Raw genomic sequence first — 14635 nt, 5'->3', positions numbered from 1 at the left:
CAAATTCTATGCAGTTTAAAAAGCATATTCCTAATATCGTTACCCTTCTAAATTTATTCTGTGGATGTATCGCTACAATTTTTGCTGTGCAAGGCTCTTTAGAGTTAGCAGCACTTTTTGTAGTACTCGGGATTGGTTTTGATTTTTTTGATGGTTTTGCTGCAAGAATCCTGAAGGTACAAAGTGAATTAGGGTTGCAGTTGGATTCTCTGGCGGATATGGTGACCAGTGGATTAGTTCCAGGAATAGTAATGTGTCAATTATTAACAAAAGCTTACGGGACCTCATTGGAGAACAGTCTTACCTATCACGTATATGATAAGGATTTTCTGGTAGGATATTATGAATTTATACCTTTAGTTGGTTTATTAATAACAATGGCTTCTGCATATCGATTGGCTAAGTTTAATATCGATACACGGCAAACTACCTCTTTTATTGGATTACCCACTCCAGCAAATGCTTTACTAATTTTAAGTCTACCATTAATTCTGCAGTTTCAAACACAGGCTTGGATCTCAGACATTATATTAAATCAATGGTTTTTGATAGGTTTAACTCTGGTAAGTTGTTATATGCTTAATGCCGAAATTCCATTATTTGCGTTGAAGTTTAAAACTTGGGGATTTGTCGGAAATAAGGTTAGGTATATTTTCTTATTGCTCACAGTTGTTTTGTTAGTATTACTTCAGTTTATGGCAATACCTTGTATCATCTTGTTGTATGTTTTGATGTCAGTGATTTTTAAAGAAAAGTCGCTTAGTAAATGAGTTGAGAAATAGATATATTTTTAGCGTAGATGCTCAAGTACTCAAAAACTAATTTACTCATATACTCTTTAGAAGTCCAGTTTCTTCTTTCTTAGTTCAAAATTCTGACCCAAATATACTTTACGTACCATTTCGTCTTCTGCTAACTCCTCTGGAATCCCTGCTTTAAGAATACTTCCTTCAAACATGAGATAGGTTCTGTCGGTAATTGCTAACGTCTCTTGTACGTTATGATCCGTGATTAGGATACCAATGTTTTTGTTTTTTAGCTGTGCTACAATTCGCTGGATATCTTCTACCGCTACCGGATCTACTCCGGCAAAAGGTTCATCCAATAAAATAAAATTAGGATCGGTGGCCAATGCTCTCGCAATTTCTGTACGTCTTCTCTCTCCACCACTTAATAGATCACCACGGTTTTTTCTGATATGTCCTAAGCCAAACTCTTCTATCAAAGACTCCATTTTATGAAGTTGTTCTTTTTTAGAAAGCTTGGTTAATTGTAAAACGCTTAATATATTATCCTCAATACTTAATTTTCTAAAAACAGAAGCTTCCTGGGCTAAATAACCGATACCATTCTGAGCACGTTTGTACATGGGGAATTTTGTGATATCAATGTTGTCCAGTGTGATTTTTCCGCCGTTTGGTTTTACCAAACCAACGATCATATAAAAAGAAGTAGTTTTTCCGGCACCATTTGGCCCTAAAAGTCCAACGATTTCTCCTTGGTTCACTTCCAGAGAAATTCCTTTTACTACTTTTCTTCCTTTGTATGACTTTATTAAATTATCCGCTTTTAACTTCATAATCAGAATGACTTCTTTAAATATAGAGTGTTGCTAAAAAATGTTCGTAAATGTACATTATTCTTTTAAACCGGATTTAAGATTCTTGAGCTTCTAGTGCATCCCAAAACTCATAAGCACGTCGCAGATGAGGTATAACGATGGTACCTCCAACTAGAGTGGCGATACTTAACGATTCAACCACCTCTTCTTTGGTTAAGCCTTCTTTATAACAGGTTTCTAAATGATATTTTACACAATCATCACATCTTAGAACAGTGGATGCAACCAATCCTAATAATTCTTTGGTTTTTACATCCAAAGCCCCTTTCATATACGCATTGGTGTCTAAATTGAAAATACGTTTGATAATTTTGTTATTGTCTTCCAAAATACGAGAATTCATTTTCTCTCGATATTCGTTAAACTCGTCTACTATGGTACTCATTTCGTTTGTGGAATTAATTTTTTGTTTTGTCTTTTAATTACTAATTTGGAAATAAAAATACTTACTTCGTATAATACCAGTATCGGAATGGCAACGATTACCTGACTTGCAATATCCGGTGGTGTGATTACTGCCGATAAGATTAATACAATAACTAAGGCAAATTTTCGATATTTTTTCAAAAATTCTGGAGTAACCAATCCAACTTTTGTAAGGAAAAACATAATTACGGGTAACTCGAATATTAGTCCACAGGCAATTACTGAGGCTCTTAATAGACCAATATAACTATCAATATCAAATTCATTAAGCACTTCGTCACTTACTTGATATCCTCCTAAGAAATTAATGGATAATGGAGTTATTACATAGTATCCAAAAAGAACGCCCAAGAAAAATAGAAAAGAGCAAATGAGGATAAAACCTTTAGAATATTTTCTCTCTTTATCATACATTGCCGGAGCAATAAATTTCCAAAATTCATATAGAACATATGGAAAAGCGGCTATAAAACCTGCCGTAATTGAGGTCCAGATATGAACAGAAAACTGTCCGGCTACTTTTCTACTTTGAACACTAAAAGGTAATTCTTTAAAGCATAGGCTCTCGTCCAAACCTAGTAGTTTTGATAAATTACAAAGCCCTTTATAGGTAGGGAAATCCGCTTTTTTAGGTCCGAAAATCAATACGTCAAAAATAAACTCTTTGGCTATAAAAGCTGCAACCGCAGCTATCAATACGGCTACTGTTGCTCTGATTAAATGCCATCGTAATTCTTCCAGATGATCCAGAAAAGACATCGCTTGTGGATCTTTTGTTGTCTGTTTTTCCATTATAAAATACCTTCTCTCATTAGATCATGAATATGTAAAAGCCCGGCATACTTACCTTTTTCTTCGGCTAATAACTGTGATATTCCATATTCTTCGAGTCGATCTAAGGCATCCACAGCCATTGCGTCTACATCAATTCGTTTTGGACTGGGAGACATAATATCTTTAGCAGTTAATCCATTAAATGAAGTGTTGGTAGTTAACATTCTTCGTAAGTCTCCATCCGTAATGATTCCGATAATTTTATCATCTTCGGTCACAGCTGTAGCACCTAATCTTTTTTCTGTCATTTCTACGATCACGGCATTGATATCAGAATCAGGACTAACATTTGGCTTTTCGTTTTTTGATACAATATCGTTTACACGAAGATATAGTTTCTTTCCTAGTGCTCCTCCAGGATGGTATTTGGCAAAATCTCTGCTAGAAAAACCTTTCAGGTGCAATAAACAAACAGCAACAGCATCACCAATTACCAATTGTGCTGTGGTACTGGTAGTAGGAGCCAGGTTATTAGGACATGCCTCTTTTTCTACAAATGCATTTAAGACAAAGTCTGCTTCTTTTCCTAGAAAAGATTCTTTATTAGAAGTGATACCGATTAAAGTATTGTTAAAGTTTTTAATCAAAGGAACTAGTACTTTGATTTCAGGAGTATTTCCACTTTTAGAAATACAAATAACCACATCATCCTTCAGGATATTACCTAGATCTCCGTGAATGGCATCTGCGGCATGCATAAAAACAGCAGGAGTTCCTGTAGAATTCATAGTAGCCACTATTTTTGAAGCAATAATAGCGCTTTTACCAATCCCGGTTATAATAACCCGACCATTAGAATTATGTATAGTATGAACCGCTTCGGCAAACTCCTGGTCAATAAGTTCTTCCAGATGTGCAATAGCTTTGGCTTCTTCATTAATGGTTTGTTGGGCAAAAGAAATAATCGTATCGAGGGTGTTCAAAATTTATAAAATTTGCGTGTTATAAATAAAGATTTTATTATCTTTAATTATGCAAAGGTATGTAATACCTTATGAATTTTAAATAGTGCTGAAAAAAAGCTTAATATTTTTAGTTTGCTTATCTTTGGTAACTTTTTGAAAAAAGAACAATCCACTAGATCTTTATTGGGGAAAAAGGTTTCAGTGATAGCGATTTTAATTTAATTGGTATATAAAAGTTAAACGATTTAATGAGTTTGAACAAAACTGACTTACAAGGAGCTCTAAAAAAGTACTTTGGTTTTAGTCAATTTAGAGGATTGCAGGAGAAGGTAATAGAAAGTATTTTAAACAAGCAAAATACTTTTGTAATTATGCCTACAGGTGGTGGAAAATCCCTTTGCTACCAGCTTCCTGCCTTAATGTGTGAAGGAACTGCGATTGTAGTTTCCCCTTTGATCGCACTAATGAAAAATCAAGTGGATGCTATTCGAAGTATTTCTTCTGAAGAAGGAATAGCACATGTATTAAATTCTTCCCTTAATAAATCCGAGGTTAAGAGAGTAAAAGACGATATTGTTAGTGGTGTAACCAAACTGTTGTATGTAGCACCGGAGTCTCTTACCAAAGAAGAATATGTAGATTTTCTGAAAGAACAAAAGATTTCTTTTTTGGCTGTTGATGAAGCGCATTGTATTAGTGAGTGGGGGCACGATTTTAGACCAGAATACAGGAATCTTAAGAATATTATAAAAAGGATTGGAGAGAATATACCCATTATTGGGTTGACGGCAACGGCTACGCCAAAAGTGCAGGAAGATATTCTTAAAAACCTAGCTATGAGCAATGCTGAAACGTTCAAGGCATCGTTTAATAGGCCTAATTTGTTCTACGAGATACGACCAAAAACAAAAAACGTAGATGCCGATATCATTCGTTTTGTAAAACAGAATAGTGGTAAAAGTGGTATTGTATATTGTTTGAGCAGAAAGCGTGTAGAAGAACTGGCACAGACACTAGAAGTAAATGGTGTAAAAGCAGTTCCGTATCACGCCGGATTGGATGCTAAAACCAGAGCAAAACATCAGGATATGTTCCTTATGGAAGATGCCGATGTTGTGGTGGCTACTATTGCATTCGGAATGGGTATTGATAAGCCTGATGTGCGTTTTGTAATTCATCATGATATCCCCAAAAGTATAGAAAGTTACTACCAGGAAACTGGTCGAGCCGGTCGAGATGGAGGAGAAGGACATTGTTTAGCATACTACGCATATAAAGATATAGAGAAACTGGAAAAATTCATGAGTGGTAAGCCTGTTGCAGAGCAGGAGATAGGTCATGCGCTTTTACAAGAAGTAGTTGCTTTTGCAGAAACTTCAATTTCCAGACGTAAATTCATACTGCATTATTTTGGTGAAGAGTTTGATGACGTTACCGGAGAAGGAGCAGATATGGATGATAACGTGCGTAATCCTAAGAAAAAACACGAAGCCAAAGATGAAGTGCAACTTTTATTGAAAGTTGTTAATAGAACTGGTGAGATTTACAAATCAAAAGATTTAGTAAATACACTGATTGGTAAAAGTAATGCACTAATTATATCCCATAAAACAAACGAACAACCATTTTTTGGAAGTGGTAAATCCAGAGATGATAAATATTGGATGGCTTTAATACGACAAGTATTAGTTTCTGGATATTTACGTAAGGATATTGAAACGTATGGTGTTATTAGAATCACTCCCGAAGGGAAAGATTTTATAGATAATCCGATAAGTTTTATGATGACCGAAGATCACGTGTATGATGAGAAAAAAGATGACTCTATCATCACTGCTACCAAATCCGGTGGAAAAGCTGCAGGAACAGACGATCGACTTGTCAGAATGCTAAAAGATCTGAGAAAAAGTGTTGCAAAGAAACTAGGAGTTCCCCCTTTTGTAGTATTCCAGGATCCTTCTTTAGAAGATATGGCACTGAAATATCCGGTAAACATAGAAGAGTTGGGTAATGTGCACGGAGTAGGAGAAGGAAAGGCTAAGAAGTACGGAAAAGAATTCGTGGCTTTGATCGCTAAATATGTAGAAGAAAATGATATTATGCGTCCTGATGACTTTGTTGTTAAAAGTACAGGAGCTAATAGTGGTCTTAAGTTATATATCATTCAGAATGTAGATAGAAAACTACCTCTGGACGATATTGCAGCAGCCAAGGGAATGGATATGCCTGAGTTTATTAAGGAAATGGAAGCTATTGTGTATAGCGGTACAAAACTTAATATCACCTACTGGATCGATGAAATATTGGATGAAGATCAACAAGAAGAAATTCATGAATATTTTATAGAAGCCGAAAGTGATAAAATTGACACGGCTATTGAAGAATTTGATGGCGATTATGATGATGAAGAGTTAAGATTGTATCGTATCAAATTTATTAGTGATGTAGCAAATTAAGAATTAGAAATCACATTAGATAGAAAAAAGCTGTCTGACAGCTATAAACACACCTAGATGTTAGTCTGAGACATCCATAAATTTTATTCAGGGAATATAGTAACGTTCCAAAGCAGAGCTTTGTATATCTTTTTTCATCAGTATAAGATTTATTTTGCGTTAAAAAATCTTGAAGCCTTGGAAAGATTTTAGTAAAAAAAATCTGGTTTTAAGTGAAACTTAAAAAAACCTTGAAAAAAGCGCCTTTTCTTTTGTTTCTTTTTCTTTGGGCGAGCAAAGAAAATGAAAAAGCTAAATCAAAGAAATAAAGTAAAAAAGCATCAATGATAGCTTGTCGAAGGTATTTTAAAATAATAAGTTAAAAACTTCGATAAACTCAGTTTTACAATTGTCTCTTATTTTTAAGACAATCTCTTTTATCTATTGATAACGTTAAGTAAGCGCGCTAAATTAGAATATATTCATCGAAAGATATAAACTAGAGGTTGTTAATTCTGAATTTGGTAATGCTGTGCTTTTGGATATGTTTTTAGCCGTGTATTGTCTAAATCCAATTTTAAAACGACCCGATCCAAAACCTCCACCATAAAAATATTCGGTAGTTGTATTTTCTATTTCATTTTCTTCAAATACATTAGATTCCGTACCTAAATTAAAATCTACGGTAAGTCCTCCTTCCAGAAACAACTCAAACTTAGAACTTAAATAAATATGAAACCTTGGGCCAACGGCTACATTGATACTTTTATAATCCAATTCGAATTCGCTATTAGCAATCGCAAGGTCTCTTCCATCCATCGTAAAAGCTTTGTAGGTAGATTCTAAAAAGAAACTTAGATCCACTTTGGAAAACGGGATGAAGGTTTCAACAAATATTCCGTATCTAGGTACAAACGCATCATCATAGCTTACGTTTCCGGCACTTCCAGCCTGGGAATCATGGGTGAAACCAGTGAGATCCACTGCAGCAACAATACCGATTCTGGTTTGGTTAATCTTTTTACGAATGATGTATTCTATGTTATTTCCTTTGCACTCATTATACTTTTTAAAATATCGTTTTAGATCTCCTTGTGTGTACGTAAGTTTAGATGGATCTTGTTTACCACATTTTATTTTTTCCGCCAGTTGTTGCTGATAGGTATTATTTTCTTGTGGAATTACCTTTTTTCCGGGTTTTTTGCTTTCATCGGGTGTATAAAAAACTTTGTAAACTAAAAGTTCCGGATATATCGTTTCTGGATTTGTATAGAAGAATCGATGGACATCATCTTTAGAATATTGGAACAAGGTAGTTTTACTTTTAAGAATGGTTCTTAAGAATATTTTTTTATAGGTGAGATCCGGATCTTTGGATTTAGTGGATTTACCAACAGTATCACCGTTGAGGTCAAATTGAAGGATATATCTTTTGTACTGGTAGTCTTCGCCTACGGCAAATTCCTTAATATCCTCAATTACTTCGGTTTTGGGACTGGAAGAAATCGTTTTTTTCCATTGAAATTCGGTAGGATTGGTTCTCCAGGAAAGTTTTTTGATAAGGCATTCTGTTTTTTTACCATTGTTATCAATAAAATATCCTGCTTCATAAATGCTTTGTGCGCTAATAGCAGACATACAAAATATACCCACTACAAAACAAAATAATGATTTCATGAATAGATGATCTGAGTTTGTGAAGCAACAAATATAGTTTTTTTGTTAATAATCAGAGGGTTTGGGATGGAAATAGCGTAAAGAAGTTACGAAAAATTGAATTTAAGGATCATAGATGATGGTTATTTTTCAAACCAGAGGAAGTAAATTTCGAAACTTAGTTTGAAAAAAAAAGTTCCAGTCATGCTGAAACTTTTTATAGTAATAATTAAAAAATTAATGGTTTTCATCCGGTACATCCGGACATTTCGGTAGATTCCAAATATTGCAATGTTCCGGTCCGCTAAAGCAACCATTTTCTGGAAGGTAAGGCAGACAAGAATTAAAAAAGCCACCGTGGATTTGCTTTTGTTCGTTCTTAGTAATACTCTTAGTTCCTATTTGATTTAAAATTTCATTTAACATAATGTATTGGTTTTAAGATAATATTATTGAAAGCGCCCATCCAGTCGCATTCAACTTTATATACAACCCATATGACTTCCGTGACAGTCAGGATGGCAATTAGATGGTCGACAGTCAGTATTCCAGTCAGAAGTATCTTCTCCGGTATCAGTGTATCCAAAGCCCCCTCCAGTTGTGTTTTTCCTTTGATTAATACTTAATTTTTGTACTCCTTGTAATTCTAAAATGTTTTTAAGCATACTTTTAAGTTTTATATTTTTATTTTTTTGTATAACAAAACTATTTTGTTTTATTTCAAATGTTTTGAAGTAAAGTTTTTTTATTAATAATTGAAAATGTTTTTATTCTTCACTAAAAACAGGCGCACACAGGATTACCTTGGAAATAGATCCCTTCAAAAATACCTCCTTCAGATTGAGTTGTTCCACATTGCCAGCTAGCTGTCCCACAGCATATAGCATCGCCATTATTATTACAGGCTTCTCCAACACCTAATCCACCCCCTTTGATAGTTTTTCTTTGTTTTGAATTTAACTCTTTTACTCCGTTTAATTCTAAGATGTTTTTTAACATAATTATTAATTTTAATTTTAAAGCTTTCCCGAACTATTATAGACATTCAGGATATATGTCTACCAATGTAGTATCAAATGGATATTACAGAATAAACTTAATAAACAAAAAGCGGGTGTTTTGTTATAAATGGATAAGCGGAGGTAATGGATAGATGAGCGTAGAGGTATTTATTATTTTAGGTGAGTTCATGAATGAGATCAGAAAGCTTAGATCGGTTTCTGACCGAAACCGTAACCTTTTCTTTATTAGAAAGTACAATGGATTCTTTTTTATAGATGGAGTGTATATGTTTGATGTTTATCAATGTAGATCTATTTGCTCTAAAGAACCCTTTTTTACCTAATAAATCTTCATAGTATTTAAGGTAATTAGACGCCATGTATTTTTCTTTAGAATCCATAACAAAGAAAGTGTAATTGCCATCTGCTTCGCATCGAATGATGTTTTCAATCTCTAATGAAATATGTTCATGTCCAGTATTAATGAGCAATCTTGAATTAGTTATAAATTCTTTAAGTAAATGATATTTCTTTTTGGTGAATAAGCGATTTTTAAGTTGTATGTAACGATTAACCGCTTTGATCAGGTGTTCTTCATCAAAGGGTTTGGTTATAAAATTGAAGGCGTAGTAAGCAATAGCTTGTTTCAAATAATCTGCGTGTGCAGTAACAAATACAATTTCAAAATCATAATTATCTATGGTGTCAAGGATTTCAAAACCCGTACCGTCTTTTAGCTCTATATCCATAAAAACAATTTCCGGATTGTGATCATTGAGTACCGAAATTGCTTCTTTTACAGTATCTGAAGTAGCTACTATTTTTATATTTGAAAAATGTCTATTCAGAATAGTAGATAAGTGTGTTTTAGCTTCTTCATTATCTTCTATTATAATAACCGGAATGTCTGAATTCATTTAGAATATAGTTTTACTATTAGTAACAATATTGTATACAATGTTACTTTCAAAATGCTTTTTTATATAGCAGCTGTTAAAAATCACTTTCCTTTTAAACGGTATCTTAGCTCAGATACTATTACTTATAAAATCATTATCAAATAATTGTGTTTGATAATGAATAAGCTTGATTTTTTTTGATAAAAATATTCTTACTAAAATACTTATTTTTGGCTGGATAACTGAACAAAACATACATGAAAAAAATACTTATTCTGTTATTATTAATTTCTACTCATAAATCGATAGCACAGCATAGGGTATACACCCAAAAGGAAGTAGATAGTTTTAAGTTGAGAGGAGCAAAACCTCCACAGCTAGAGCAATTTAAAAGCATGTTGGAGTCTGATGAAGCCTTGGTTGGATGGATGAATTATTATCGTCAAATGAGCTATCATTATTTGCGAGAACGAAAACCCGACTCACTATTACTGTATGCAACAGAAGGATTACAATTCTTTGAAAACAAAAATCTTTCTCCAGAAAAACGAACTGAAGAGGGAAAATATTTAAAAGAAATATATCTCTATATGGGAATGGTTCTAACTGATTATAAAAAAGATTATAGAAAGTCTACAGAGTATCTTCTAAAGTCAGTTAATGAAATTGATAAGTATCCAAACTACAACAGTAAAGTAAATCCTTGGATCATCGCAAGTTTGGCGGGAAATTATCTTAGGATGGGAGATAAGAAAAAGGCTTTTGAATACCGATTGTCGCTGGCCAAAGATTCTTCTTATATGGCTATACCGAGTGAAGCTGCGCCGACTTATAACCATCTAGGAATTTTATATGATGAGTTTGGTAAGAAAGATTCAGCTCTATACTACTATCGAAAATCCATAAAGAACCGATTAAAATATGATCATTTCACAGGAGTAAGTGCTGCTTATAATAATATGGGTGACTTGTTCCGTGAAGAAGGAATAGTAGATTCTGCTGTGTATTACTATGAAAAATCAAAAGAAAATTTAGATCAGCATCCCCCATCTAATTATTCAATATCTACGTATTTTACACTTTCTAATTATAATTATGTTTTGTTAAAGAGAGGAAAAATTGATGAAGCAATTGACGGATTAGAGACGGTGCTGGATAGTATATCCCGGATAGAAAAAATAGATGAAAACATCAAGTCCTTAAATTCGGCAGCTATGGATTACCTCATGGAGGCTTACGCAAAGAAAGGGCGAACTGAGAAAATATTTGAGGTTGCGAAGGCAAAAAGTGTAATGTTAGAAAAATTTATTCAACAGACATTAGATGAAAAACTTAGAGAACTTAATATAGCTTATGAAGTAAAAGAAAAGGATCAGTCTATAGAAAAGTTAGAGGCTATCACAGCTGAACAGGAAACTATTATTAACCAAAGAAATATTATTACCGTTGCGCTATTTGGATTATTAGCATTAATTATAGGAATATCAATCCTTGTTTTCAGACAGAAAAAACTTAAAAGTAAGTATGAAACTGCTAATTTAAAGCAACGACTACTAAGATCCCAACTCAATCCACATTTTGTATTTAATGCTTTGAGTACAGTAAGCAGTTTAGCGAGTAGAAATTCTGAGAATACGTCAAAATATATTGCAAAATTGAGTAGTCTGATCCGTTTGATTCTCAAAAACTCTAGAGAAGAGTTTATCTCTTTAGAAGATGAATTACAATCGGTAGAAGATTACTTGGAATTACAATCTAATTTCTCGCAAAAGTTTAGTTATATCCTTGACATTGATAAAGATATTGATAAGGAAGAAATCCTTATACCTCCTATGTTTATTCAGCCTTTTATAGAAAACTCGATTGAACATGGATTAAGAGATGTTGATGATGGAGTTATAAACGTTGAAATAAGATTAGATAAAAAAAACAAATTGATTATATGTACAATATCAGATAATGGGATTGGGTTGTCAGAAACTTCAAAATTTAATAATGCAATAAAACACGAATCTTTTTCTGGTGAAATATTGAAAGAACGACTTCAGATTTACGCCAAATCATTAAATAAAGAAGCAAAATACACCATTGAAGAAGTAGTAGAAGGAAGAGGTATAGAAGTAGTTATTTGGTTACCTTATATCACAGAGTCTTGATTTTTTGGCTTTGATGAAGATTTATTTTAACCAAATTTACAAATCACAAGAAGATTTATTTAGTATTAAAACCGTTTTGTAAACTTTTTTTTAGAAGGGCAGAATTAACTGATCATTAAACATTCATCCCAGTTGGTTTCAAAATCTGCTAAATAGTCTATGATGGTGAGTCCAATTCCTGCAATTCCTTCTAGTATAGAAACTTCTTTTTTCCATTCACCTTCTCCTTTCCACTGTTTGTAACCGGCGTACCCATCTATATGAGAGGCTTTGTTTAGACCATCTTGCATCCAGAAATCACATGCGTTTTTGAAAATATCATTGTGTGTTTCTTTATACATACGCAAGAAGATTTGTGCATTGCCAAATGATCCGTGACATAGCCCAGCGTCTTTAATCAAGGTTTGTTCATTATCCGTTCTTAGAGCAGCTTGTTCCAGGATATTAATGGAGGTTTTTTGCAAAGATACATCTTGTAATACTTTGGAAGCATGCCAGAGCCTAATGCCTACTCCAAGATCTCCATAACACCAAGCCAATCTACTTTTATATTCATAAAACCCATTTTGATATATGATGTTGGGAAAAAGAGATGAGTCGTTTTTATTTGGATTTTGATATTGTAGGATATAAGATATTGTTCCTTCTAATTTTTTTTTTGAGACCTTCTCGAAATCCTTATGTTTGGAAAGTTTAGTTAATATACCTACTATACTAGACATTCCATGAGAAAGGCTCAGATTATATGCTTTTTCTTTCTTATCTAAACCAATTTCCGAAATCCATTTGTAGGTCTTACCATTACGCTCTGATCTTTTTTCCAGAAGTTCTATAACCGTAAGGAGGTATGTTTTATAGTTTTCCTTTAATAGATCCGAATTAGTGTTTTCGTATCTACTTAAAAAGTAAAAGGCATAGCCTAATCCCCCGTGTAAAAAATCATAATGTCCTTTTACTAGGTCATTTTTCATTTTCTCAAACAGATATTCATCCAATGCACCAAACATGGTATCCATATCAATATCTATAAATTCATTTTGTTCCAAATGATTGATGACCCATCCCATACCTGCGATTCCTGAGCAAAATGTTCCAAGGTTGTATCCTTCATTGATTTTTTGGATACTTTGTTCTATAAGTATACTACCTATATCATTGTTATCCTTATCGATAAATTTGGAGTAGTAAAATTTAAAAAGAGAAATTCCTGATAGACCGGATAAGACACCAATGTTACTTTCCTCATATCCTTGTTGATCTATGATTTTATTGATCTCTTTTAGTTTTTGAAAAAGTATATCCGTATCCATGTAGTGTTTACAAGTATTGAAAAGAAGAAAGAATAGAGGTTTGTCCCTATTCTTTCTGTTGGCTTTGTACTATAGACAATGAATACGCTTAGAATCACAATCTACTTCTGAAAGGGCACAGTCTTCTGTAAGCACATAGCAACCATCAGATTGACAAGAATTATGGTTAGATTCTTCTGGACAAGGATACACTTTTGTCACATTACCACCACCTCTAATTGAGCCTCCATTAAGCTTAGAGATTACGTTTTTGTTTAGGGATAACCCATCGAACTTTTTTTTCTTCATGATTTTTAATTTTAAAATGAAACCCTTCTGATCATTTAGAGACACTCAGAATCTATGTCTGAAAAAAATGATTTGTAAAGTCTGAATCTTTTTGGTAGGCTTATATTGTATTAGATTGTAAGCATATCTAGATCAAGCGAATCATAGATGAAAATCTTGTCAAAAACGGTGTCAATCCAATCGGTGCTATTTTCTTATCACTTCATTCACTTTAAGAACAATTTGATAAGATGAATTTAATAAGGAATTCAAAATGGTTATAACAAAAAAATCTAATAGTATGCTTAATAATGATAAGCGTAGCTAAAATAATTTTAAGTGAAGTTTTTAATAAGCTTGGCAAGGTTTGATCTGGTTCTTACAGAAACTCGAATTTTTTCTTTAGTATTTAGAATGATGGCTTCCTTTTTATAGATAGAATGGATATGATTTATATTTACCAGGGTAGATCGATTGGCTCTAAAAAAACCTTTCTTTTCTAACAAGTCTTCATAATATTTTAATGGTTCTGAAACCATATATGAAGATTTTTGTATCATATGAAAATGACAATAGTTACCATCTGCTACACATTTTACAACATCTTTCAAATGGATCACCACATGTTCGCTTCCGGTATTGAGAAATAATTTAGAGTCAGTCATAAATTCTCTTAGAAGTATATACTTTTGTTTAGAGAATAAACGTTCTTTTAGCTGCACGTATCGATTTATAACGGTGCTTAATTTTTTGGGTTCAAACGGTTTGGTGATATAATTAAACGCATGATACTCTAAAGATTTTTTCAGGTATTCGCTATGCGCAGAAATGAATATAATTTCAAAATTATGATTTGTAAGGTTGTCAAGAATATCAAAGCCACTGCCGTCAGTGAGTTCAATGTCCATAAATACCAGTTCAGGTTCAATAACCTGAATATTTTTTATACCATCTTTTACATTGTCATACAGGCCCTCTATAGCAATATTCGGGAAGTTTTTTTGAAGTATGGATACCAGAAATTCCTGCGCATCTTTTTCATCTTCAATAATTATTGCCGAAATCGAATTAATCATATTTTTGTTGACCAATGTTCTAAAACTAATAACGCAAAGCTAACTCTTT

The 14635-nt window shown here is 33.2% G+C and carries 14 protein-coding genes; 3 read left to right on the top strand and 11 right to left on the bottom strand.

The features are described 5' to 3' along the window. Positions 1-8: 8 nt before the first annotated feature. On the top strand, positions 9-770 hold the full coding sequence (locus tag ACFSR1_RS03280; protein WP_378289586.1) for a CDP-alcohol phosphatidyltransferase family protein: 762 nt from the start codon (positions 9-11) through the stop codon (positions 768-770). 68 nt (positions 771-838) lie between these two features. Here the strand turns inward: ACFSR1_RS03280 and lptB are convergent, their stop codons facing one another. From lptB to ACFSR1_RS03260, 4 genes are all read right to left on the bottom strand, one after another. Beyond that, entirely contained in the window at positions 839-1579 is a 741-nt protein-coding gene (gene lptB, locus ACFSR1_RS03275) for an LPS export ABC transporter ATP-binding protein (protein ID WP_378183654.1), read from the bottom strand. Positions 1580-1655: 76 nt separating this feature from the next. Then, a complete protein-coding gene (locus ACFSR1_RS03270; RefSeq protein ID WP_378289584.1) occupies positions 1656-2006 on the bottom strand; it encodes a carboxymuconolactone decarboxylase family protein in 351 nt (116 codons plus the stop codon). Then, complete coding sequence (gene tatC / locus ACFSR1_RS03265; protein WP_378289582.1) at positions 2003-2839, bottom strand: twin-arginine translocase subunit TatC; 837 nt, start codon at positions 2837-2839, stop codon at positions 2003-2005. Before tatC ends, ACFSR1_RS03270 begins: the two co-directional genes overlap by 4 nt. Continuing rightward, positions 2839-3804 (bottom strand): KpsF/GutQ family sugar-phosphate isomerase, encoded by a 966-nt coding sequence (locus ACFSR1_RS03260; protein ID WP_378289580.1) that lies wholly within the window; start codon positions 3802-3804, stop codon positions 2839-2841. The genes tatC and ACFSR1_RS03260 overlap by 1 nt, the downstream gene beginning before the upstream one ends. 230 nt (positions 3805-4034) lie before the next feature. On the opposite strand from ACFSR1_RS03260, the gene recQ reads away from it, so the two are divergent. Next, positions 4035-6242, top strand: coding sequence for a DNA helicase RecQ (gene recQ, locus ACFSR1_RS03255; RefSeq protein WP_378289578.1), 2208 nt, complete (start codon positions 4035-4037; stop codon positions 6240-6242). Between the two features lie 450 nt (positions 6243-6692). Here recQ and ACFSR1_RS03250 read toward each other — a convergent pair whose 3' ends face one another. The 4 genes from ACFSR1_RS03250 to ACFSR1_RS03235 form a co-directional block, all read right to left on the bottom strand. Next, the gene (locus ACFSR1_RS03250; protein ID WP_378289576.1) at positions 6693-7898 is read right to left on the bottom strand and encodes a hypothetical protein; all 1206 of its coding nucleotides are present in this window, start codon (positions 7896-7898) and stop codon (positions 6693-6695) included. A gap of 461 nt (positions 7899-8359) precedes the next feature. Then, complete coding sequence (locus ACFSR1_RS03245) at positions 8360-8542, bottom strand: hypothetical protein (RefSeq protein WP_378289574.1); 183 nt, start codon at positions 8540-8542, stop codon at positions 8360-8362. A gap of 112 nt (positions 8543-8654) precedes the next feature. Beyond that, a complete protein-coding gene (locus ACFSR1_RS03240) occupies positions 8655-8876 on the bottom strand; it encodes a hypothetical protein (protein ID WP_378289572.1) in 222 nt (73 codons plus the stop codon). Positions 8877-9054: 178 nt separating this feature from the next. After that, positions 9055-9795 carry a LytR/AlgR family response regulator transcription factor gene (locus ACFSR1_RS03235; protein WP_378289570.1) on the bottom strand — a complete coding sequence of 247 codons (741 nt, stop codon included), beginning with the start codon at positions 9793-9795 and terminating at the stop codon, positions 9055-9057. Positions 9796-10034: 239 nt separating this feature from the next. On the opposite strand from ACFSR1_RS03235, the gene ACFSR1_RS03230 reads away from it, so the two are divergent. Further along, the gene (locus tag ACFSR1_RS03230) at positions 10035-11933 is read left to right on the top strand and encodes a tetratricopeptide repeat-containing sensor histidine kinase (RefSeq protein ID WP_378289568.1); all 1899 of its coding nucleotides are present in this window, start codon (positions 10035-10037) and stop codon (positions 11931-11933) included. A gap of 104 nt (positions 11934-12037) precedes the next feature. Here the strand turns inward: ACFSR1_RS03230 and ACFSR1_RS03225 are convergent, their stop codons facing one another. From ACFSR1_RS03225 to ACFSR1_RS03215, 3 genes are all read right to left on the bottom strand, one after another. Beyond that, positions 12038-13243, bottom strand: a complete 1206-nt coding sequence (locus ACFSR1_RS03225; protein ID WP_378289566.1) for a lanthionine synthetase C family protein — start codon at positions 13241-13243, stop codon at positions 12038-12040. A gap of 69 nt (positions 13244-13312) precedes the next feature. Continuing rightward, on the bottom strand, positions 13313-13531 hold the full coding sequence (locus tag ACFSR1_RS03220; RefSeq protein ID WP_378289564.1) for a class I lanthipeptide: 219 nt from the start codon (positions 13529-13531) through the stop codon (positions 13313-13315). Between the two features lie 314 nt (positions 13532-13845). Beyond that, on the bottom strand, positions 13846-14586 hold the full coding sequence (locus tag ACFSR1_RS03215; protein WP_378289562.1) for a LytR/AlgR family response regulator transcription factor: 741 nt from the start codon (positions 14584-14586) through the stop codon (positions 13846-13848). Between the last annotated feature and the right edge of the window lie 49 nt (positions 14587-14635).

This window comes from Aquimarina rubra (assembly GCF_042684305.1).
Lineage (GTDB): Bacteria > Bacteroidota > Bacteroidia > Flavobacteriales > Flavobacteriaceae > Aquimarina > Aquimarina rubra.
The sequence above is the reverse complement of the archived record's forward strand: the minus strand, read 5'-3'. Positions and strand labels throughout refer to the sequence as shown.